General features: G+C 64.8%; 20 protein-coding genes. 13 read left to right on the plus strand and 7 right to left on the minus strand.

Features of this window, described 5'->3' with window-relative positions:
- The first annotated feature begins 38 nt into the window (after positions 1-38).
- Complete coding sequence (locus ACZI8Q_RS05485) at positions 39-1,436, plus strand: C40 family peptidase (protein WP_463372491.1); 1,398 nt, start codon at positions 39-41, stop codon at positions 1,434-1,436.
- A gap of 81 nt (positions 1,437-1,517) precedes the next feature.
- Here ACZI8Q_RS05485 and greA read toward each other — a convergent pair whose 3' ends face one another.
- Together greA and ACZI8Q_RS05495 are read right to left on the minus strand one after the other, a co-directional pair.
- The gene (gene greA / locus ACZI8Q_RS05490) at positions 1,518-2,012 is read right to left on the minus strand and encodes a transcription elongation factor GreA (RefSeq protein ID WP_463372492.1); all 495 of its coding nucleotides are present in this window, start codon (positions 2,010-2,012) and stop codon (positions 1,518-1,520) included.
- Positions 2,013-2,239: 227 nt separating this feature from the next.
- A complete protein-coding gene (locus tag ACZI8Q_RS05495) occupies positions 2,240-2,677 on the minus strand; it encodes a DUF4307 domain-containing protein (RefSeq protein WP_463372493.1) in 438 nt (145 codons plus the stop codon).
- 140 nt (positions 2,678-2,817) lie between these two features.
- Between ACZI8Q_RS05495 and mca the strand changes: the two genes are divergently transcribed.
- Both mca and ACZI8Q_RS05505 read left to right on the plus strand, forming a co-directional pair.
- Positions 2,818-3,696 (plus strand): mycothiol conjugate amidase Mca, encoded by an 879-nt coding sequence (mca, locus tag ACZI8Q_RS05500; protein WP_463372494.1) that lies wholly within the window; start codon positions 2,818-2,820, stop codon positions 3,694-3,696.
- The gene (locus tag ACZI8Q_RS05505) at positions 3,693-3,947 is read left to right on the plus strand and encodes a hypothetical protein (protein WP_463372495.1); all 255 of its coding nucleotides are present in this window, start codon (positions 3,693-3,695) and stop codon (positions 3,945-3,947) included. Before mca ends, ACZI8Q_RS05505 begins: the two co-directional genes overlap by 4 nt.
- Positions 3,948-4,009: 62 nt before the next feature.
- On the opposite strand, the gene ACZI8Q_RS05510 is transcribed toward ACZI8Q_RS05505, so the two are convergent.
- Positions 4,010-5,281: a Glu/Leu/Phe/Val dehydrogenase dimerization domain-containing protein gene (locus ACZI8Q_RS05510; RefSeq protein WP_463372496.1), complete on the minus strand. Its 1,272-nt coding sequence runs from the start codon at positions 5,279-5,281 to the stop codon at positions 4,010-4,012.
- A gap of 228 nt (positions 5,282-5,509) precedes the next feature.
- Here ACZI8Q_RS05510 and ACZI8Q_RS05515 point away from each other — a divergent pair, with 228 nt between their 5' ends.
- Complete coding sequence (locus ACZI8Q_RS05515; protein ID WP_463372497.1) at positions 5,510-6,430, plus strand: LysR family transcriptional regulator; 921 nt, start codon at positions 5,510-5,512, stop codon at positions 6,428-6,430.
- Positions 6,431-6,482: 52 nt separating this feature from the next.
- Complete coding sequence (locus ACZI8Q_RS05520; RefSeq protein WP_463372498.1) at positions 6,483-8,486, plus strand: thioredoxin domain-containing protein; 2,004 nt, start codon at positions 6,483-6,485, stop codon at positions 8,484-8,486.
- 6 nt (positions 8,487-8,492) lie between these two features.
- Here ACZI8Q_RS05520 and ACZI8Q_RS05525 read toward each other — a convergent pair whose 3' ends face one another.
- Positions 8,493-10,085: an ABC transporter permease gene (locus ACZI8Q_RS05525; protein ID WP_463372499.1), complete on the minus strand. Its 1,593-nt coding sequence runs from the start codon at positions 10,083-10,085 to the stop codon at positions 8,493-8,495.
- Complete coding sequence (locus ACZI8Q_RS05530; RefSeq protein WP_463372500.1) at positions 10,082-11,008, minus strand: ABC transporter ATP-binding protein; 927 nt, start codon at positions 11,006-11,008, stop codon at positions 10,082-10,084. The genes ACZI8Q_RS05525 and ACZI8Q_RS05530 overlap by 4 nt, the downstream gene beginning before the upstream one ends.
- A 121-nt stretch (positions 11,009-11,129) precedes the next feature.
- On the opposite strand from ACZI8Q_RS05530, the gene ACZI8Q_RS05535 reads away from it, so the two are divergent.
- The gene (locus tag ACZI8Q_RS05535) at positions 11,130-11,765 is read left to right on the plus strand and encodes a TetR/AcrR family transcriptional regulator (protein ID WP_463372501.1); all 636 of its coding nucleotides are present in this window, start codon (positions 11,130-11,132) and stop codon (positions 11,763-11,765) included.
- Here ACZI8Q_RS05535 and trhA read toward each other — a convergent pair whose 3' ends face one another.
- A complete protein-coding gene (trhA, locus tag ACZI8Q_RS05540; protein WP_463372502.1) occupies positions 11,766-12,431 on the minus strand; it encodes a PAQR family membrane homeostasis protein TrhA in 666 nt (221 codons plus the stop codon).
- 77 nt (positions 12,432-12,508) lie between these two features.
- Here trhA and ACZI8Q_RS05545 point away from each other — a divergent pair, with 77 nt between their 5' ends.
- Positions 12,509-13,276, plus strand: coding sequence for an isoprenyl transferase (locus ACZI8Q_RS05545; protein WP_463372503.1), 768 nt, complete (start codon positions 12,509-12,511; stop codon positions 13,274-13,276).
- 11 nt (positions 13,277-13,287) lie between these two features.
- On the opposite strand, the gene coaA is transcribed toward ACZI8Q_RS05545, so the two are convergent.
- On the minus strand, positions 13,288-14,220 hold the full coding sequence (coaA, locus tag ACZI8Q_RS05550) for a type I pantothenate kinase (RefSeq protein WP_463372504.1): 933 nt from the start codon (positions 14,218-14,220) through the stop codon (positions 13,288-13,290).
- Positions 14,221-14,380: 160 nt separating this feature from the next.
- Between coaA and ACZI8Q_RS05555 the strand changes: the two genes are divergently transcribed.
- From ACZI8Q_RS05555 to ACZI8Q_RS05580, 6 genes are all read left to right on the plus strand, one after another.
- Positions 14,381-15,580: a DUF885 domain-containing protein gene (locus ACZI8Q_RS05555; protein WP_463372505.1), complete on the plus strand. Its 1,200-nt coding sequence runs from the start codon at positions 14,381-14,383 to the stop codon at positions 15,578-15,580.
- A gap of 94 nt (positions 15,581-15,674) precedes the next feature.
- Positions 15,675-16,970: a serine hydroxymethyltransferase gene (gene glyA / locus ACZI8Q_RS05560; protein WP_463372506.1), complete on the plus strand. Its 1,296-nt coding sequence runs from the start codon at positions 15,675-15,677 to the stop codon at positions 16,968-16,970.
- Positions 16,971-17,064: 94 nt separating this feature from the next.
- A complete protein-coding gene (locus ACZI8Q_RS05565) occupies positions 17,065-17,382 on the plus strand; it encodes a hypothetical protein (RefSeq protein WP_463372507.1) in 318 nt (105 codons plus the stop codon).
- Positions 17,379-17,972, plus strand: a complete 594-nt coding sequence (locus ACZI8Q_RS05570; RefSeq protein WP_463372508.1) for a DUF3558 domain-containing protein — start codon at positions 17,379-17,381, stop codon at positions 17,970-17,972. The genes ACZI8Q_RS05565 and ACZI8Q_RS05570 overlap by 4 nt, the downstream gene beginning before the upstream one ends.
- Positions 17,969-19,264, plus strand: a complete 1,296-nt coding sequence (locus ACZI8Q_RS05575; protein ID WP_463372509.1) for a hypothetical protein — start codon at positions 17,969-17,971, stop codon at positions 19,262-19,264. Before ACZI8Q_RS05570 ends, ACZI8Q_RS05575 begins: the two co-directional genes overlap by 4 nt.
- On the plus strand, positions 19,261-20,001 hold the full coding sequence (locus tag ACZI8Q_RS05580) for an ESX secretion-associated protein EspG (protein ID WP_463372510.1): 741 nt from the start codon (positions 19,261-19,263) through the stop codon (positions 19,999-20,001). The genes ACZI8Q_RS05575 and ACZI8Q_RS05580 overlap by 4 nt, the downstream gene beginning before the upstream one ends.
- Positions 20,002-20,228 lie beyond the last annotated feature (227 nt).

Here is a 20,228-nt window from a genome sequence, read left to right on the forward strand (position 1 = left end):
GGGCACTCGGTTGTTGCACCGGGGAGAAGGAGTTACGGATGTCAGTGGATGCAGCAGCGATCATTGTGGCGATCACTACGGCAGCGGGGGCCATTGTGCAGGGTGCGGATCTTCCGCAACCCGTCAAAGATCAAGCGATCGAGGCAGTTCAGAGTGCAGAAGCAGCGTCCCCTGATGTGCAGAAGCAGGTCGAGGACGCGATAGCGGCTCTACCGGACGGAGCACGCCAACAAGCCGAGCAGATGGTGGCGGACGTCGGAGGGGTAGTGAAGGATGTGACCGACCCCTATATTCCAGAACGCGAAAAGGTGCCGCCCAAGCCAGGCCAACCTGAAATTGCAGGGCCGCCACCCGCCGTCGCAGGAAATGCTGCGCCCGGCCATACGGGCCAAGCGCCCGCGATGGGAGGTGCCGCGTCGCTGGTGCCGTTCGCTCCTTCGCTGATCGGGTCCACCGGCTCGGCCGGGCAGGCGTTCTCCGATGTTCCTGGGCTTCCGTTTCTCGGTGCCCTGGGCTCGCTCGTTCCTGCAGTGCCGGCAGCTTTCCCCGGAGTGTCCCTCGCGCCGGTCGGTGCCATCGCGGTGTTTGCGCCCTGGATCCGCAAGGCGGGATCGTTGTGCGAAGGCGTCAAACCCACAACCATCGCCGCTCTGTACTCCGTGGGAAGCGGGTTCCGCTACGGGGCGGCCGCGCCGACGAGCCCGTCCGGTGCCCGCGGCCCGGGCCAATTCACCGATGCCGAGTGGGCAAAGTACGGAAAGGACGTGGACAGCAACGGCACGGCCGACATACTCGGTGTAGCCGACCCGGTGATGGCGTCCGGACACATGCTGTGCGACATGTTCGGTCAAATCGAGAGCTTGAAGGCCGACGGCGCGGTGAAGGGTGATTCCCTGGATCTGACTCTCGCCGCGTACGACGTCGGGATGGAAGCGGTACGCGGCGCGGGTGGTATTCCCGCTGCAACGCCGGGCCACGATCCGCAGCCGTTCGTGGATCGTGTCCGTTCGCTCGAGGAGTCGTTCGGCCGCATGCTGGCGCCGTTCTTCTACGGCGGTGCGATCGTCGACGGCGTCAGCAACGTCATCGACGCTGCCATGCAGTACATCGGCCTGCCGTACGTGTGGGGCGGTGGCAGCATTCACGGGCCGTCCATGGGCGGATTCGATTGCTCGGGACTCACGTCGTACGCGGTGTACGCGGCAACCGGGATCAAACTTCCCCGGACCTCGGAAACTCAATGGCGGGTCGGTGTCGAGGTTCCCCTCGATCAGGCCCGTCCCGGTGATCTGCTGTTCGGTAACTGGGGCCCCGGAGGCCCGGGCCACGTTGGCATCTACGTAGGCAACGGGCAGATGCTGCATGCCCCCACGACGGGTGATGTCGTCCGTATCGGACCGCTGCTCGACAACATGAAGGCGCGCCGGATCATCTGAGTCACCGAACGGCTGCACGCACAGGAAAGCCGGCCCGGATCGAACGATCCGGGCCGGCCTCCCGAGTGTGGGCAGGCTCGATCAGGGGCGGTACGGCTCCGCGCTGACCAGTGTCACCTGCATGGTGTTTCCGTTGGGCAATGTGTACTTGCGGGTCTCGCCGACCTTGGCATCGAGCAGTGCGCTGCCGAGCGGTGAATTGGGGGAGTAGACCTCGAGTTCGTCGTGGCTCGTGCCCTCTTCACGGGTGGCGATGAGGAACGTTTCGGAGTCCGTCTCGTCTCCCTCGTAATAGACCTTGACGACGGATCCGGGAAGAGCGACACCCGACTGGGTGGGAGCCTCACCAACCTTTGCGCTGTTCAGCAGCTCCTGAAGCTGGCGAATGCGGGCCTCCTGCTGGCCCTGCTCTTCGCGTGCGGCGTGGTAACCGCCGTTCTCCTTCAGGTCGCCCTCTTCGCGGCGTTCGTTGATCTCGGCCGCGATCACGGGGCGGTTGGCAATGAGTTGGTCGAGTTCGTTCTTGAGCCTGTCGTGTGATTCCTGGGTAAGCCAGGTCACCTGGGTCTCGGTCATCTCGATCACTCCCTCGTAGTTGGAGCCGCAGGCTCCCTCGACGGGTCACTGCATATGAGCAATGACCAACGGCGCGACGGGGGCGCGACTGGAGTCGCGCGAAGGTCCGCCTTGCCGTCAATGCAGCAATACACGGTCCCGCCCGGAACCGTGTATTCGACGATTCTAGCACGCGCGAATGGGGTGAACGCTCGATCGCTGTATGTTCGCTGTGAGGTGAACGCGCTTCAGTGAGGTGTCTCGAGAGTCGTCAGGTACTCGGGCACGTCGAAGCTGCAACCATAGAGATCGCCCATTCCGGGATCACGTGAGGTGTAGACCGGGGCAGTGATCAGGACGGTCCCGTCCGTGCCCGAAGGGACCAGCACTTCGCGGCGCCCGGTTTCGGAGCCGTCCTTCGAGCGGGCACGAACGATGCATACCGCCTCGCGCGTCGGATCGTCCCGTGTCACCTTCACTGTGACGTCCAATCGTGAGTCGTCGATGATCTCGTACGACATCACATCGGCTTCCATCTCGTGCACGGCGAACTTCTGGTAGGCGACGTACGCGCCGATGACACAGGCCACCACCACGACGGCTCCTGCTATTACGGCCATCGACCTGCGCGAACGTGCAGGTTTGGAGGTCGAGGAGTATCTGCCGGGGGGTAGCGTGCTCGTCATTTGTCTGCTCTCAGGCCCCCGGAACGGGGGCACGGCTGCAACGGGAAGTATCGAGTGGAACTATAGAGGAGTGCATTGGTGCGCAGCCGACGCGGCACACGGCCGGGCCGGCGACAGGCGAAGACGAGGTGAACGAACACGTGAGCGGATTCAGGCTCATGGCCGTCCATGCCCACCCCGACGACGAGTCGAGCAAGGGAGCTGCCACGACGGCCCGTTACGCCGCTGAAGGACACGACGTCATGGTCGTGACACTCACCGGAGGTGAGCGCGGCGACATCCTCAATCCAGCGATGGACATTCCCGGTGTTCGCGACCGTATTCACGCGGTACGCGAGGAGGAGATGGCGGAGGCCGCTCGCATCCTCGGGGTCCGTCATCGTTGGCTGGGCTTCGTCGATTCGGGTCTGCCCGAGGGCGACCCCAAACCGCCGCTGCCGGACGGATGCTTCGCGCTGGTTCCGTTGGAGGAGTCCACCGAGGCATTGGTCCGCGCAATCCGCGAATTCCGGCCGCACGTGATCACCACCTACGACGAGAACGGCGGTTACCCGCACCCGGATCACATCCGCTGCCACGAGGTCTCGATGGCTGCCTACGATGCCGCGGCCGACCCGAACGCATTCCCCGACGCGGGTGAACCCTGGGAAGTGCAGAAGGTGTACTACTCGCACGGCTTCATCCGGAAACGCCTCGTGATGTTCCAAGACGAGTACGAGCGTCGTGGCGAAGAATTCCCGATGGCGGACTGGCTGAAGAAGTGGAAGACCGAACAGGGCGACCTGATGGCACGGGTCACCACCCAGATCACCTGCGGCGACTACTTTCCGCACCGTGACGACGCACTGCGTGCACACGCGACGCAGATCGATCCGAACGGTTCCTTCTTCGCGGTGCCGTTGGACATTCAGCAGAAGATCTGGCCGACCGAAGAATTCGAACTGGCGAAGACTCGAGTGACCACGTCGATTCCAGAGACGGACCTGTTCGCAGGGATCGAGGAGGACGGACAGAAGTGAACACGCTCACGATTGCGGTGCTGGCGCAGGCGGACCCGTCGGGTCCCGAGTTCGGAAAAGCGTCGCCGGTCGGTCTGTTGATTCTCCTCGCGTTGCTCATCGGCGTCGTCCTGTTGGTCCGCTCGATGAACAAGCGGCTCGGAAAGCTGCCGGACACGTTCGAACCGGAACACCCGGAGGCGGATCAGGAAGCAGACGAGGGCACCGACAAGGGTGCGATCCCGCACACCCCGCCGGACAAGAAGGACTGAGTCCTGTGAGTGGATAGCGAGTCTCTGGACTCGTTGGCCACTCACCGGGGCCGAACGCCCCTTCAAGGGATATGTAGCTCCGGAACCACCCGCGTCACGGTGGTGGACGGGTCCGCATTCCACCTCAGCGGTCCACGACTCGGTTCCCAGGAGGCGAGTAGGCCGGTGACCTTCTCGGTCATCTCGTGGCGTAGTCGGTCGAACGAGTCGTCCGGGTGGTCGCCGACATATCCGAGGAGTAGCCACCACGCCCAGGCGACCGCGCCGGCGTTGGCGACGAAATCGGGTATCACCGCGACGCCACGGGACGTGAGGTCCAGTTCGGCATCGAGTGTCGTCGCGGCATTTGCTGCCTCCACGACGACCTTGGTGTCGACGAGCATGCAGTTGTCACCGGTGATCGCATACGACACTGCGGCGGGTACGAGGATGTCCACGGGAACATCGAGCACGACGTCCCGTGGCAGCTGTTGGACGTGCGCAGGGACGAAAGCGCGATCGATCTCGCCGTACTCGTTGCGGGTGTCCAGAAGGGTCGGAATGTCGAGGCCCTGCGGATCGAACAGGGTTCCAGCCGCGTCCGCTATGGCGACGATCTTCATTCCCGCGTCGTGGAGATACCACGCGGCCGCGCCGCCCATGGTGCCGACGCCCTGAACCGCAACGGTGGTGGTTACGACCGGCCAGCACCACTGTGACGCGGCCGCGAGGCAGGCGGTCGCGACGCCGTATCCGCCGATGACGTCGCCGAGCAGGCCGCCGCGGGCCTTCGCGTTGAGTCCGGCCAGGACCCGGTCTGCGGTGGCATCCGGATTCACGGCACGCTCGATTGCGGCGTGGTAGGACTGCCGCATGCCGAGGTGGGCGAAGACGTCGTCGATGTGTTGCTGCGTGACGCCCAAGTCTTCGGCGGTCACCCAATGCCGGTCCAGAAAGGGTCGCATCGCGTCGAAGTAGCGCGTGAGCACTCCGAGGGCTCGTGGATCCTTGGGATCGAAGTCGACGCCGCCCTTCGCGCCGCCGACCGGCAGGTCGAATGTGGCGGTCTTGGCCGACATGCCTCGCGCGAGATCCTCGACCTCACTCATGGTGCAGCCCTTGCGCATCCGGGTACCGCCGGTGGCGAGGCCCGCGACAAGGGTGTCGATCACGAGGTAGCCGAGCGCCCCGGTCACCTCGTCGGTCCATTGAATTCGTAAGACCGGTTGGTGACGCGTCGGTGCGGTGTTCTCCGTCGTCGGAGAGATCGGTGCAGAGCGAAAGCAGTCAGGCGCCGGCGACTGATCGGGAACCGGTGTGCCGTACGTTTCCAGCGGCTGGTCCGCAATGGTCATTGTGATCGCCTCCTGACGCTGCTTCCGCGTATGCGTAAACAAGCCCTGTGTCGGATTCCCGGCAAGGGCTCTATGTCATCCAAGGGGCGGCCGTCCCTCTCGAATGCGGCCGCTGACCACAGCATGCGTGCAGTTCGGTGATCGCGTCCAGTTACCTTTTGTGGACCCGTTCGTTCAGGAAGTCTGGAGTATCGCGCACGGTCTTTCACCAGCGCTTATCCTGCATATATGGACTTGTCGCTGCACCGCCTCAAGTTGCTGCGAGAGCTCGAGCGTCGCGGCACGGTGACGGCTGCCGCGCAGGCGCTGAACTACACCGTCTCAGCGGTGTCGCAGCAACTTGCTCTCCTGGAGCGCGACACGGGCACGATCCTGTTCGAGAAGCGCGGCCGTCGCATGGTGCTGACCGAGGCCGGCGTCGTACTCGCGGAGCACGCGGAGGAGATTCTCGGTGCAGTCGACCGTGCCCGCGATGCGATGGAAGAGGCACGCGGTGGGGTTGCCGCGACGTTGACCGCCGGCGTATGGGCGTCGGTATCGACGGGGTTGTTGCCAACAGCGCTGAAGATACTGGAGATCGAGCATCCTGGCATCGAGGTGCGGACGAAGGAGTTGGCGCCGGAGGAAACGGCAGGAGCTGTCCGCGACGGCGATCTCGACTTCTCGTTCGTCATCGACTACTCCAACTATCCGATGCCCTGGGATCCGCAGCTGACCAGGCAGGTCATTGCCGTCGAACAGATGTATGCGGCACTGCCTCCCGGTAGTCACGACGGGACCTCCGTTGCGCTGAAGGACCTTGCGGAAATGCCGTGGATTCTGTCCGGTCCCCATTCGCATTTCGGCTGTGCCGTACGGATGGCTGCACACGCGGTGGGTTTCGATCCGAAGATCCGTCACGAAGTCGGGGAGCAGACAACAGCTTTGGCAATGGTGGCGTCCGGACTGGGAGTGACGCTGGTATCGGATCTGGGGCTGCACCTGCGCCCCGGCAACATCACGATCGCGGCACTCGACGACCAGTTCTTCCGCACTGTGTCGGTGGCTCACCGCACCACCGGCGAAGTCCGCGCCTCGCTGCAACTGGTCATCGCCGCCGTTGTCGCCGCCGCGAAGGAGTTGGGACTCGAGGACGGGACGTACGCGTAGTTGTCCCGGGCGTCGGGTGGTCGGAGGTCTTGCGCCGCGAGATACTGGGGCCATGTCCAACCTCCTTGCGTCATCCACCAGTCCGTACCTGCTCCAGCACGCCGACAATCCGGTGCACTGGCAGCAGTGGGGTGAAGCGGCAACGCGAGAGGCCAGGGAACGCGATGTTCCGATCCTGTTGTCGATCGGATACTCGGCATGTCATTGGTGCCACGTCATGGCCCACGAGTCGTTCGAGGATGCGGCGACTGCGGCCATCATGAACGAGAACTTCGTGTGCGTGAAGGTCGATCGCGAAGAACGCCCCGACCTCGACGCGGTGTACATGAACGCGACCGTGGCCATGACGGGGCAGGGTGGTTGGCCGATGACCTGCTTCATCACTCCGGACGGGGCACCTTTCTATTGCGGCACGTATTACCCCAAGGAACCTCGCGGCGGGATGCCGTCGTTCACTCAACTGCTCGAGGCGGTGGCGGGGACATGGCGGGACCGTCGCGATGATGTGGACACGGCGGCAGCTTCCGTTGTCGCGGAACTCGAGCGCGGCGCCCAGGGGGTGCCAGGGGGCGGCCCGGCCGTCGATACCGCACTGCTCGACAAAGCCGTAGCCGCATTGGTGGCCGACGAGGACATGGTGCGCGGCGGGTTCGGCTCCGCACCCAAGTTCCCGCCCGGTGCGGCAATGGAGGCGCTGATTCGGCACTACGAACGGACCGGATCGGAATCGGCGCTCGGGGTCGTGGAACGGACCGCGTCGGCGATGGCGCGCGGCGGGATCTACGACCAGCTCGGCGGGGGGTTCGCCCGCTACTCCGTCGACGCGCAATGGGTGGTACCGCATTTCGAGAAGATGCTGTACGACAACGCACTGTTGCTGCGAGCGTATGCCCACCTGGCGCGCCGGACCGGGTCGGATCTGGCATTGCGGGTCACCGAGGAGACCGCCGAATTTCTGTTGCGTGACCTGCGGACCGCGAACGGCACTTTCGCATCGGCCTTGGATGCGGACACCGAGGGTGTCGAAGGTTCGACGTATGTGTGGACACCGGGGCAACTCTTCGAGGTGCTCGGCGCCGAAGACGGGGCGTGGGCCACGGAACTGTTCGCGGTCACGGACGAGGGCACCTTCGAGGAGGGAGCTTCGGTGCTGCAACTGCCGATCGATCCGGAGGACAAGCAGCGGTTCCAGCAGGTACGTGCAACCCTGTTCCGGCACAGGCAGACCCGGCCACAACCGGGACGAGACGACAAGGTCGTCACGGCGTGGAACGGGTTGGCCGTGACGGCACTGGTCGAGGCGGGTGTCGGGCTCGGTCGCCGAGAGTGGGTCGACGCCGCGGCACGGTGCGCGCAAACACTGCTCGACGTCCACCGCGTGGAGGGCCGCCTGCGGCGTGCATCGTTGGGAGGTGCGGTCGGGCCCTCCGAGGGTGTTCTGGAGGACTACGCGTGTCTTGTCACCGCTCTGCTGTCCTTGTATCAGGCCACGGGGGAGCAACGATGGCTCCGCGATGCATCACATGTGCTCGATCATGCGTTGGCGCGTTTCGCGGATTCGTCGGAACTCGGCAGTTGGTTCGATACAGCCGACGACGCCGAGACGCTCGTGACGCGACCACGGGACCCGGTCGACGGCGCGACACCGTCCGGCGCGTCCAGCATCTGCGAAGCGCTGCTGACCGCCTCCGCCCTCACCGAAGGTGACACCTCCCAGCGCTACGGAACTGCGGGTGCGAATGCGCTGGGCAGAATCTCGGTTCTGCTCGATCGGGCACCCCGCGCCGCGGGGCACTGGCTTGCCGTGGCGGAAGCATCGGTGCGTGGTCCGGTGCAGGTTGCGATCGTCACGAACGGCTCCGGCGAATTGCTCGACATCGCCCGTCAGGATGCACCCGGTGGGGCAGTGGTGCTTGCGGGGGAGTCCGATTCGGCGCCGCTGCTGGCCGACAGGCCGCTCGTGGACGGTCTCGAGACCGCATATGTGTGCCGTGGATTCGTCTGCGATCGTCCGGTCACGACCGCAGACGAACTGAAAACGATGCTGGCCGGGTAGCCGGGTTCAGCCGATGTCTCGCCGGCGAAAACCGAAGAAGCCTGCAACGATCAGTGCCACTGCCGCCGCGGTCAACAGCGTTGCAGCGCCGACGGCGTCGGAATCGAGTGGGCCGGGCAGTCGTGGTGTGTGTTCGAACGGTGACAGGTTGGTGGCGACATCCGGCAATCTCAGGGTCGGTCCCAGAATCGTTGCCACTGCGCATCCGGTGAACACGATCCAGACGAGCACTGTCATGCGGGGCAGGACCCCAACGAGGAACACACCGATGCCGAGCAGAAGCCACACTGCCGGAAGGTGCGCCGAGGAAGCGCCGATGAGCCGCGGCACCGCATCCAGCTCGCCACTTCGGATGCTGTGCGCGACGCCCATGCCCAGACCGCCGGTGACCAGGATCGCGGCGGAGGTGATCAGGGCGACGGTGATATGGCCGGCCAGCCAGTAGCGCCGCGACAACGGTGTGGCGAGAAGAGTGTCGGCGCGTGCGGACTCTTCCTCGGCGCGAGTGCGCAGCACGGCGTTGAGCGCGCCACCGGCCGCCACTATGGCGAGGAGAACTGCCGTCATGGCGAAGTAGGAATCGATAACGCTTCCGGCCCCGAAACCTCCGATCAGATCGAGCATAGCCTCCGAGGTCTCACTGATCCGCCCGGCGTCCACGCCGACCGCTCCGAATGCTGCCCCCAGCCCGAGTGCGGCGACGCTCCACCCGATCAGGGCGCTGCGATGCAACCGGAACGCGAGGCCGACTGGGGTGGCGAGCGCCGCGCTTCCCGTCGGACTGCCCGGGCGGGGGCGCACGAGTCCCGCGCCGAGGTCGCGCCGCGCTTCGACCGTGAGCGCGGCGGCCAGCAGGATGCCGGCGACACCGAGACACACGAGCAGCGTCCACCAGCGATTCGACGCGAACGGATGGCTGGCCTGCGCCCAGCCGAGCGGTGAGAACCACGAAATCGCGGAGTTGCCGGTGGCGTCGCCGACGGCCCTGATCGCGAAGGACGCACCGAGTCCGCCGCCGGCGATTGCGTAGGTGCCGCGGGTGTGTTCGGTGATCTGCGCTGCCAACGCGGTGATCGCCCCGAAGAGAACACCGATCGCGGCGAGAGCGCCGCCGTACACTGCGGCCCCGGACCAGGCTGCGCCGAAGGCGGTCATTGCGAGTGCCGCACCGGCTCCGATGACGACATTGGTCGCCGTGGCCACGACGGCGACGGAGACCAGCATCGAGTGTGTGCCGAGGGCACCCGAACGCAGTAGCTCGAGGCGACCCAACTCCTCCGCTCCCCGGGAATTGCGCGCGACGAGAACGATGTTGAAGGCTGCGACCGCAAGTGCGATGTACCAGCCGGCCTCGAATACAGTTATTCCGCCCAGTGTGGTCAGTGCGGTGGGCGGTCCGTTCAATGCGTGCCCTGCGGTGACCGTGCTCGAGATAGCGGCGTACGACGCACGGTCCGACGCGGTGGGATACAGTCCCGCGATCCCGGCCGTCGCCCCGGCAACCAGGAGGACGATGCCGATGGACCACGTGGCGATCATGGTCCGATTCAATCGGGCGACCAGGCCGAGCGTGACACGGGCGTTGGTGACGGTGCTCATCGCGCAGTCACCGTGGTTTCGTCGCAGTAGTGGTCCAGGAACAGGTCTTCGAGCTTCGGCGGCGAACTCGTCAAGGCGGTGATTCCGTGTGCGGCCAGCGCCTCCATGGCGACGTCGAGTCGTTCGGTGTCGATGGTGAACGTGATGCGATTGGCATCTGTGTCACCGACCCTGCCTACGTCGTGAACGCCGGGAAGAGCGTCGAGCCCGGTCATCGGACGGGCGGTGGTGACGTCGACACCTGTGCGGCCCAGCCCGCGCAGGGATTCCAGCGATCCGGTCTGCACGGTGAGTCCGTCACGGATGATGCTGACTCTGCTGCACAGCTTTTCCACCTCGCTGAGAATGTGGCTCGACAGCAGAACCGTGTGTCCTCGTGCGGACGATTCGGCCACACATTGAGTGAAGACGTTCTCCATCAGCGGGTCGAGCCCGGAGGTCGGTTCGTCGAGGATCAGCAACTCCGGGTCGGTTGCGAATGCGGCAACCAGTGCCACCTTTTGCCTGTTGCCCTTCGAGTAGGTCGATCCCTTCTTGCTGGGGTCGAGTTCGAATCGCTCGATCAACTCGTCGCGCCGATGTCGGTCGACGTTGCCTCGCAGACGGCACAGCACGTCGATCACTTCGCCGCCGGTGAGCGACGGCCAGAGGTTGACGTCGCCGGGGACGTACGCGAGGCGCCGGTGGACGGCGAGCGAGTCCCGCCACGGGTCGAGGCCGAACACCCTGGCGGTGCCACCGCCTGCGCGCAGGAGTCCGAGCAGGATGCGGATCGTCGTGGATTTTCCGGCTCCGTTCGGGCCGAGAAACCCATGAACCTCGCCGGGATCGACGGTCAGGTTCAGTCCGGACAGGGCACGAAACCGTCCGTAGCTTTTCTGCAGATCATGAGCTTCGATGACGGGTGCGTTGCTCGGGGTCATGGTCTCCTCGCTCGAACGAAGGATCTGAGAGTGACTGTCTTGTGATAGTGACTCTATTCCGACGCGCCATGGATGTGCAAGTGACTTTCAGTTTTTCTCGGTGCTGGGTAGCCTCGGCGATGTGCCAGAAGTTGATCCGAACCCTCCCCTCGGCTTGAGGGAGCGCAAGAAGTTGCAGGCGATGCGCCATATTCAGGGCGTTGCTCTCGACCTGTTCGATGCGCACGGCTATTCGCGCGTAACGGTGGAGCAGGTTGCGACGGCAGCGGACGTGTCCCCGAGTTCGGTGTATCGATACTTCGGCACCAAGGAAAAACTCGTACTGCACGACGAGTACGACCCACAGCTACTCGCCTTACTGGCGAACGACGGGCCGCCGATCGTGACCGCGGGCGATCTGCTGTCGCTCATCCGCTCTACCGTCGGGCTGGTACTCGGCCACCTCGATCGAGACGAGCTCCGGAAGATCGAACGTCGTATGCGGTATGTGGTGGCCGAACCGGATGTTCGCGCCCGCATGGCCCGTGACGCCGAGGAGATCGGCGATCAGCTGCGCACTCTGATCGCACGACGGGCGGGAGCCTCGCCGGGCAGCATGGAGGTGCGAGTGGTCGTTGCGTCGGCCCTGTGGGGTTTTCTCGGCGCCGTGGACCTGTGGGTCGCGTCGGACTTCGCCGAGCCACTGCCCAGCCTCTTCGACAGAACGATGGACATCCTGTCCAGGGGCGGTGATGTCGTCCTGGCAGGTAGTGCCTGACTATCGGAAGATCACCAGCCATACGGCCACGTAGTGGCAGAGGGCGGCGATGACGGTGGCGGCGTGAAAGAACTCGTGATGGCCGAAGGTGCGCGGCCACGGATTCGGCCATTTCGCCGCGTAGAGGATGCCTCCGACGCTGTAGAGTATGCCTCCGATCAGCAGCAGAATCATCGGCGCGAAGCCGACCTGCCGGGTCATCTCCGGCGCGACCGGGACGATTGCCCATCCCAGAATCAGATACAGCGGCACACCCAGTCGACGTGGCGCCGTCGGCCACGCCATCTTCAATGCGACCCCGCACAACGCTCCCGACCAGACGACGGCGAGGAGAATCCATCCGGTCTCGGAGGGAAGCGCGAGTAGACCGAACGGGGTGTAGCTTCCGGCGATGAACACGAAGATCGTGGAATGATCCGCACGTTTCATGCGAGTTCTGCTGACCACGGAGTTCCAGTGGATGCGGTGATAAGTGGCGCTGACTCCGAACATGGCACACACCGTCAGGCTGTACAGGGCGGCGGCCACGGTCGCCTTCGTCGAGACCTGCGTTGCGTTGGCGGTGAGAACTGCACCCGCGGCGACGGCGACCACGAGTGCCCATAGGTGGATCCAGCCGCGCAGACGCGGTTTGGCGACGGGGGCGTCGATCTCGGGTATTGCCACAGTGTGCCAGCTTAAGGCGAGTGGGCCGAACCTCGAATCGAGCCCGGCGTAGTGTTTCCTGTCATGGTGATGTCGCGGTGAGGGCACGAGGTCTGCTGTACAGCATCTACGAGAAGCGGCTCCTGCGGCGGCTCGACGGACTCGCACATCCGCGGCACGTCGCCGTCATGTGCGACGGGAACCGCAGGTGGGCTCGCGAGAACGGGTTCACGGACGTAGCCCACGGACACCGGATGGGCGCGCTCAAGATCGCCGAACTCCTCGGCTGGTGCGACGCTGCCGGGATCGAAATGGCCACCATCTACTTGCTGTCCACCGAGAACCTTCGGCGCGACCCCGCAGAACTCGACACGCTCCTCGAGATCATCACCGATGTCGTGGAGGAGATTTCGGCACCGGACAAGAACTGGAGTGTCAAGATCGTCGGCGCCCTCGATCTGCTGCCGGCCGAACAGGCGCGCCGACTGCGTGATGCTGCAGCACGGACCGAAGGTCGAACCGGCACGCACGTCAACGTGGCGGTCGGGTACGGCGGTCGCCAGGAGATCGCGGACGCGGTGCAGTCGCTGCTCGGTGACAAGCTGCGCTCGGGTGTGTTCGGTGACGAACTGGTCGATTCGATCACCGTCGAGGGGATCAGTGGGCACCTGTACACGTCCGGACAACCCGACCCCGACCTGGTGATCAGGACGTCCGGCGAACAACGTTTGTCCGGATTCCTGCTGTGGCAGAGCGCCTACTCGGAAATCTGGTTCACCGAGGCCTACTGGCCCGAGTTCCGGCGGGTCGACTTTCTCCGAGCACTACGTGACTATGCAGCCCGGCACCGGCGTTTCGGGACGTGAGTTGACCGCTGTCAGAGCTTACGCAGGCGCAGCCTGTTGATGGAGTGGTCGGCGTCCTTGCGGAGCACGAGGGTCGCGCGCGGACGGGTGGGCAGGATGTTTTCCACCAGATTGGGGCGGTTGATCGAGTTCCAGATGTCCTTGGCCGCCATGGTCGCGTCCTTGTCGGTCAGGTCCGCGTAATGGTGAAAGTGCGCGTCCGGATCGGCGAACGCCGTGGCCCGCAATGCCAGAAAACGCTCCACGTACCACTTCTCGATGTCTTCGATGCGCGCGTCGACGTAGATGGAGAAGTCGAACAGGTCGGACACCATCAGCCGGGGACCGGTCTGCAGGACGTTGAGGCCCTCGATGATCAGAATGTCCGGTTGGCGTACCCGGTGGTACTCGCCGGGTACCACGTCGTACGACACGTGTGAATAGACGGGCGCGGCAACTTCTTCCGCCCCGGACTTCACCTCGGTGACGAAGCGCAGCAATTTACGGCGGTCGTAGCTTTCCGGGAATCCTTTGCGGTGCATGATCCCGCGCCGATGCAGTTCTTTCGACGAGTAGAGGAACCCGTCGGTGGTCACCAGGTCGACACGCGGATGGTGTTCCCAGCGGGCCAGTAGCGCCTGGAGGACACGGGCAGCGGTGGACTTACCTACCGCGACACTGCCGGCGACACCGATCACGAACGGAACCTGGCGGTCCGGGTGCGTGTCACCGAGGAAGGTCGCAGTGGCGGCGAACAAGCGCTGGCGTGCTGCCACCTGTAAGTGGATCAGACGGGACAGCGGCAGGTAGACCTCCGCGACCTCTTCGAGATCGATCTGTTCACCGAGACCGCGCAGGCCGTACAGCTCTTCCTCGGTCAGAACCAGGGGAGTCGACTTACGCAGTGTGCGCCACTGCTTGCGGTCGAACTCCACATAGGGGCTGGACTCACTCGAACGCGCCATCAGTACTGCTCACACCTTTCTGTCAGCAGTGGTGAGCGGTGCAGTTGCGTCCACGCGCGTTGCGGTTGCATAAACGGATTGTGCTTGGTCGCACACTCCACCCTGTCGCCGGGGCTGTCTGCGCGAACGCGGTCAGATGATCCGTCTAGGGTCTGATCACATGGATGCCGATCGTCTCGTTCGTGAATATCTGCAGCTCGGTTTGGAATTCGACCGTCTCGAGGAGGGGTTCGTCGATGCCTTCACCGGCGACCCCGAGTTGCGTAGGCAGGTCGAGAACGGCCCGCGTCCGCGGCCGCAAGACCTTGCCCGACGGGCGCGGCAGTTGCGCCGCGAGATCGCTTCGACCGATCTTCCCGGGGCGCGTGCCGCGTTCGTGGACGTCCATCTGCGCGCACTCGAATGCTCGGGCCGAAAGTTCGCGGGCGAGGACGTCGGGTTCGTCGACGAGGTGCAGGCGTACTTCGACGTGCGGATCGAAAGCGGGAACGAGGACGAATACCGCGAAGCGCATCGAAAGATGTCGGACGAACTGCCCGGGCCGGGGTCGTTGACCGAACGCATCCAGGCGCACCGCGCGGGCGACGAAATCCCGCCGGAGCGCCTGCACGAGTGTGTGGAAGCATTCTCGAGCGCCTTGCGGGATCTGGTTCGGGAGCGTTACCCGCTGCCCGAGTCCGAGGTGGTGAATTACGAAATCGTCGGCGACAAGCCATGGTCCGGGTTCAATTACTACCTCGGCGACTACCGCTCCACGGTCGCCATCAACTCCGATCTGAAGCAGCACATGGCCAACCTGCCGCGACTGATCGCCCACGAGGCCTACCCCGGCCACCACACCGAGCACTGCCGCAAGGAGGCGGGGCTCGTCGGCGCAGGCCAACTCGAACAGACCATCTTTCTCGTGAACACGCCGCAATGCCTGATGGCCGAGGGTCTGGCCGACCTGGCGCTCGAGTCGATCGTCGGACCTGGCTGGGGCCGGTGGGCACAGGACATCTACGCGGATCTCGGTCTGCGGTTCGACGGAGTGAAAGCCGAGAAGCTGTCCGCCGCGTCCGGTCAGCTCCTCGGCGTGCGCCAGGACTCGGCGCTGATGCTGCACGATCAGGGGTGCAGCCACGACGACGTCGCCGCCTTCTTGGAACGTTGGACCCTCGCTACTCCAGATCGTGCGCGCCAGATGCTGCGATTCCAGTCGTCGTCGCTGTGGCGGGCGTACACCAGCACTTATGTCGAGGGATACCGCCTGCTCGGCGGCTGGTTGGCCGAGGTGCCGGTGGGCGCCGAGCGATCCGAGCGGTTTCGCAGGCTCCTGGACGAGCCGCTGGTACCCACCACGTTGCGCTTCGTCGCGTAGCTCACGTCACCGGCGAAGTGGGCACTTGCATGCCCTATTGTCCGGGTTCGTAGACTGGGGACATCCATTTCGTACCCAGCTTGGAGAAGCCTCGATGACAGCTGCGCCCGGTTCCGACGTGAACAACACCCCGCTCGCCGAGCTCGACCCCGAGGTAGCGGCGGCGATGGCGGGCGAGCTGGCCCGTCAGCGCGACACCCTGGAGATGATCGCTTCGGAGAACTTCGTTCCCCGCGCGGTGCTGCAGGCGCAGGGCAGTGTGCTCACCAACAAGTACGCGGAGGGCTACCCCGGACGCCGCTACTACGGCGGATGCGAGCACGTCGACGTCGTCGAGAACCTGGCGCGTGAGCGTGCGAAGGAGCTGTTCGGGGCCGAGTTCGCCAACGTGCAGCCCCACTCCGGCGCGCAGGCCAACGCCGCCGTGCTCATGGCGCTGATGAGCCCCGGTGAGAAGCTCCTCGGCCTCGACCTCGCGCACGGCGGTCACCTCACGCACGGCATGAAGCTGAACTTCTCCGGCAAGCTGTACGACGTCGCGTCTTACGGTGTCAGCAAGGAAGACCACCGGATCGACATGGACGAGGTCCGTCGCATCGCGGTGGCCGAGAAGCCGAAGGTGATCGTCGCCGGCTGGTCCGCCTACCCGCGTCACGAGGACTTCGCCGAATTCCGCAAGATCGCCGACGAGGTCGGCGCCTACCTGTGGGTCGACATGGCGCACTTCGCCGGCCTGGTCGCCGCGGGCCTGCACCCGTCTCCTGTGCCGTACGCCGACGTCGTGTCGACCACCGTTCACAAGACTCTCGGCGGACCGCGCTCCGGTCTGATTCTGGCCAAGAAGGAATGGGCCAAGAAGCTCAACTCCGCAGTGTTCCCCGGCCAACAGGGCGGGCCGCTCATGCATGCGATCGCCGCCAAAGCTGTGTCGCTGAAGGTCGCCGGAACCGAGGAGTTCAAGGACCGTCAGCAGCGCACGATCAGTGGGTCCAAGATCCTCGCCGAGCGTCTGACCGGATCGGACGTCGCCGACAAGGGCGTCAGCGTGCTCACCGGTGGAACCGATGTACATCTGGTGCTCGTCGACCTGCGGAACTCGCAGCTCGACGGACAGCAGGGTGAAGACCTCCTCCACGAGGTCGGCATCACCGTCAACCGCAACGCCGTACCCTTCGACCCGCGCCCGCCGATGGTCACGTCCGGCCTGCGTATCGGCACCGCCGCGCTCGCCTCCCGTGGATTCGGTGACACCGAGTTCACCGAGGTCGCGAACATCATCGCCGAAGCTCTCGCCGGCACTTCCGACAACGAAGCCCTGCGCGCACGGGTCTCGAAGCTCGCCCGCGACTTCCCGCTGTACGACGGACTCGAGGACTGGCGCCTGATCTAGTCCTCATGGCGGGCGGCCTACCTGCGGACGCCCGCCATGGGCTTTATCATTCGCGGAGGCGACCGCGGGGGTCGTGTCGACCAGGGAGGGAACCATGGCGCTATACCTCGAGCCAGAGGCCATCGACCAGTGCGTGAGCGCTTGCGACGAAATGCTGGAGATGATCGACAAGTCGATCCAGAAGGCGGACCGGCTTCGGAAAGTCGATGTATTTGGCGGATTCCAGATCGGTCAGCAATTAGCGGCCGGTTACGGCGCGAAGGCAGAAACCGTCGTGCAGCGACTGCGCGAGTACGAGACCGTCATTCTGACGATGCGCGAGGCATTCGCTTCCGGCGGAGCCGCGTTCGCGGACACGGACGGAAAGTTCGCCAAGGCGATGGCAGCATTTCAATCGGGGGTGGACGCATGATTCTTCGGCGAAGCGCAACAGCGGCATTGTTGGCGGTGACGACTGTTCTCGCAGGGTGTGCAACTGATGAAGGTGCTGCTGAATCCGCAGACACGTCGACATCGGGGTCCGCGACATCGACGACACGGGTGCCGCGAGCCGTGGACGACTCTGGGAGACCGCAGGTGGCGTTCGATCCATGTTTGGATATTCCGGATGACGCGCTAATCGAGGCGGGCTATGACCCGGAGACAGAGGTTCCGGACGAGTACCCCATGGGCGGGTACACGTTCCTCTCATGCTCGTACAACACCCCGGAACGGGGGTATGGGTTGAATGTGCTCTCCGGAAACATCACCTTCGCGGAGGAACGCGAGAAGACGAAGGCCTATTCCACGCCGATCGAGATCAATGGTCGGCGGGCGCTGCTCGAAGAGGACCCTAACGACACGATCGGTTGTGCTGTCAGCATTGAAGCTGGCTACGGGATTCTGATTGTCTCGCGGCTCATTCAACGCACCAGCTCCGATCCAGTGCCGCGTTCGCAGTGGTGTGACGGGATCGAAGAAACTGCGAGCATCATGGCGCGGTATCTACCAGGAGGGGAATGACCATGGGGGACAACGATGCCTTTCTCGATTTCCACGCAGCCCCGGTCGGTGGCGCGGCGGGGATCGAACGCATCAGCCTGGGCACCAAGATCGACCAGCTCGGTGAGTTCATCGGACAGGAACGGGATGCCCCCTATGTTACGGATCCCGATGTGTTTGCGGGTATGAGCCGCGACGAGATGCTGGGCAACGTCAGTGGACTCAACGCGCAGGGGATCACAGCGCTCGGCGACAGCTACATCGATATCGCCTCCGAGTTCGGTCTTGCCTGGCCTCTGTTGACGTTGAAGAACGTTACCGGCGGCCAGCAGTGGACGGGCGATGCTGCCGATGCCGCGAATGCTGCGGTCGAACTGTTGTCGACGCCGGTGAGTGATACGCACGCGTCCTTTCAGGCCATCGGCTTGAAGATGCGGCAGGCCAGCAGCGCCGCTGGCGATGTGAAGCCGCAGGTCGAAAGCCTACTGTCGGATCTTCAGGCGGTGCCGATTCTCCTGATGAGCGGTACCGACGCGGCCGCCCAGAGAGCGCAGCGCGAGCAGGACCGGCTCGAGGCGGCACGGATTCTCGAAACCACTTACAAACCGACCTTCGTCGATTCCGGTACCAACGTTCCCTCGATCATGCCGCCACCCGAGATTGCCGGTGTCGACGGATCAGGAAGCGGCTCCGGCGCGGGCTGGGGGAGTGGCGGCGCGCCCTCCGCTTCCGGGGCAGGCGCACCAGGTGTCGGCGAACCCGAAGCGAACGCTGCAGGTGCCCCCGCAGCGGGTGCAACTGGGACGCCGGAAGGTACAGGTCAGGAAACGGCTGCTGGCATGCCCGCTGAGTCTCCCCTCGGGGCTGACACACCCTCGGCAACCACTGCTGCAAGCGCAATGCCGTCAGGTCTCGGCGTCGGCACCCCATCATCGGTGGGAGGCGCCCTTCCCGGTGCGGCGAGCGGCCTGAGTGGTGGATCGGGAGTCGGCGGCGGAGCAGGTGCCGGCGGCTTCGGTGGCGGAGGGTTCGCGGCGGGAAGCCCCAGCGGTCGCGCCATCTTCTCACCTCCAGCTCCGCCCGCTGGTGTAGCAGGTTCTGCGGCGTCGACGGGTAGTGCAGCGAGCGGAGCTGCGGCCAGGCCAGGTGCCGGGCGCGCCCCGATGATGGGTATGCCGATGGGCCGCGGCGCAGGGGGCGGTCAGGATGGCGACACCGAACACAAGACCCCCGACTATCTGGTCAACGTCGAAAACGGCAACGAGTTGATCGGTGATATCGCACCGGTTGCGCCGCCGGTCATCGGCGAGTGATCGAGCGGATCACCTCCGCCCAGTTCATGCACCTGTGGGAGGCGACGAACCTCGACACCATGCCGCACCCGTTCGAGCATCGGACCGCGGCCAGATCCGAGAACGAACTGTTCGTCGAGCATCGGAAACTCGAGCAGTGGAGCGCCGGGCAAGCGGATTCGCGGTTGCGGGAGGCGATCGCGGTTCTCCGTCATCCCGACGTGTCGGTGAGCGTGTTCACCGAGGGCTCGGAACCACTGTTGGTGCGCGGTGCCATTCGCGGACGGTATGCGGTCGTCGCCGAGCAGCTGTCCGGCACCACCGAAACGGGCGACCTGTATCTCCAGGTTCAGGTCGGTGCTCGCGCACCCGACATCGGGCAATTCGTCGGCGCACTCCTGCGCGGAATCCCCGCCGGAACTGCGGGCCGGAACCGCTCCGTCGACGCGCACCCCGACGATCTACGTCCGGGGGCGGGCTCCGTGGGAGTTCTGCAGAGCGCCGTGTCTTCCGGTGCCGACCTGTTCAAGAAGATCGTGGCCCGGCGGACAGCTGCCGGGTACATCTGCATTCACGGCCGGTGGGAAGGTGCCCGCGACAGCATCCTCGATTCCCTCACCTGGCTCGATATCGCCGACGACGGGCGGTACCTGCACTACACCGATCACCTGATGCGCCTTCGGTCGGCAACACGCGAGGTGATGGCAGATCATCTCGAACGCCGGGTTCGCGCAGCCCTCGCCCCTGTGAGTGGTTGAGGAGTCTCTGGACTCTTTGGTCGCGCACGGGGTGTTTCCCTGTTGTTCACCGACACGCCCATCGCAGGGGCGACCCGAGGGAACGGACCGCAGTACCGTCGGCAGTAACGAGCAGCGAGGAAGTTGCTTGTACGGGAGGTCCTGATCGTGACTGACGAACTCAGTGCGAGGGGGCCGGCACCCGGCCCTCGTGTCAGCTGACACCAGGTACGGACCGGTCCAGCGAA

This window comes from Rhodococcus quanlei, from assembly GCF_055231015.1.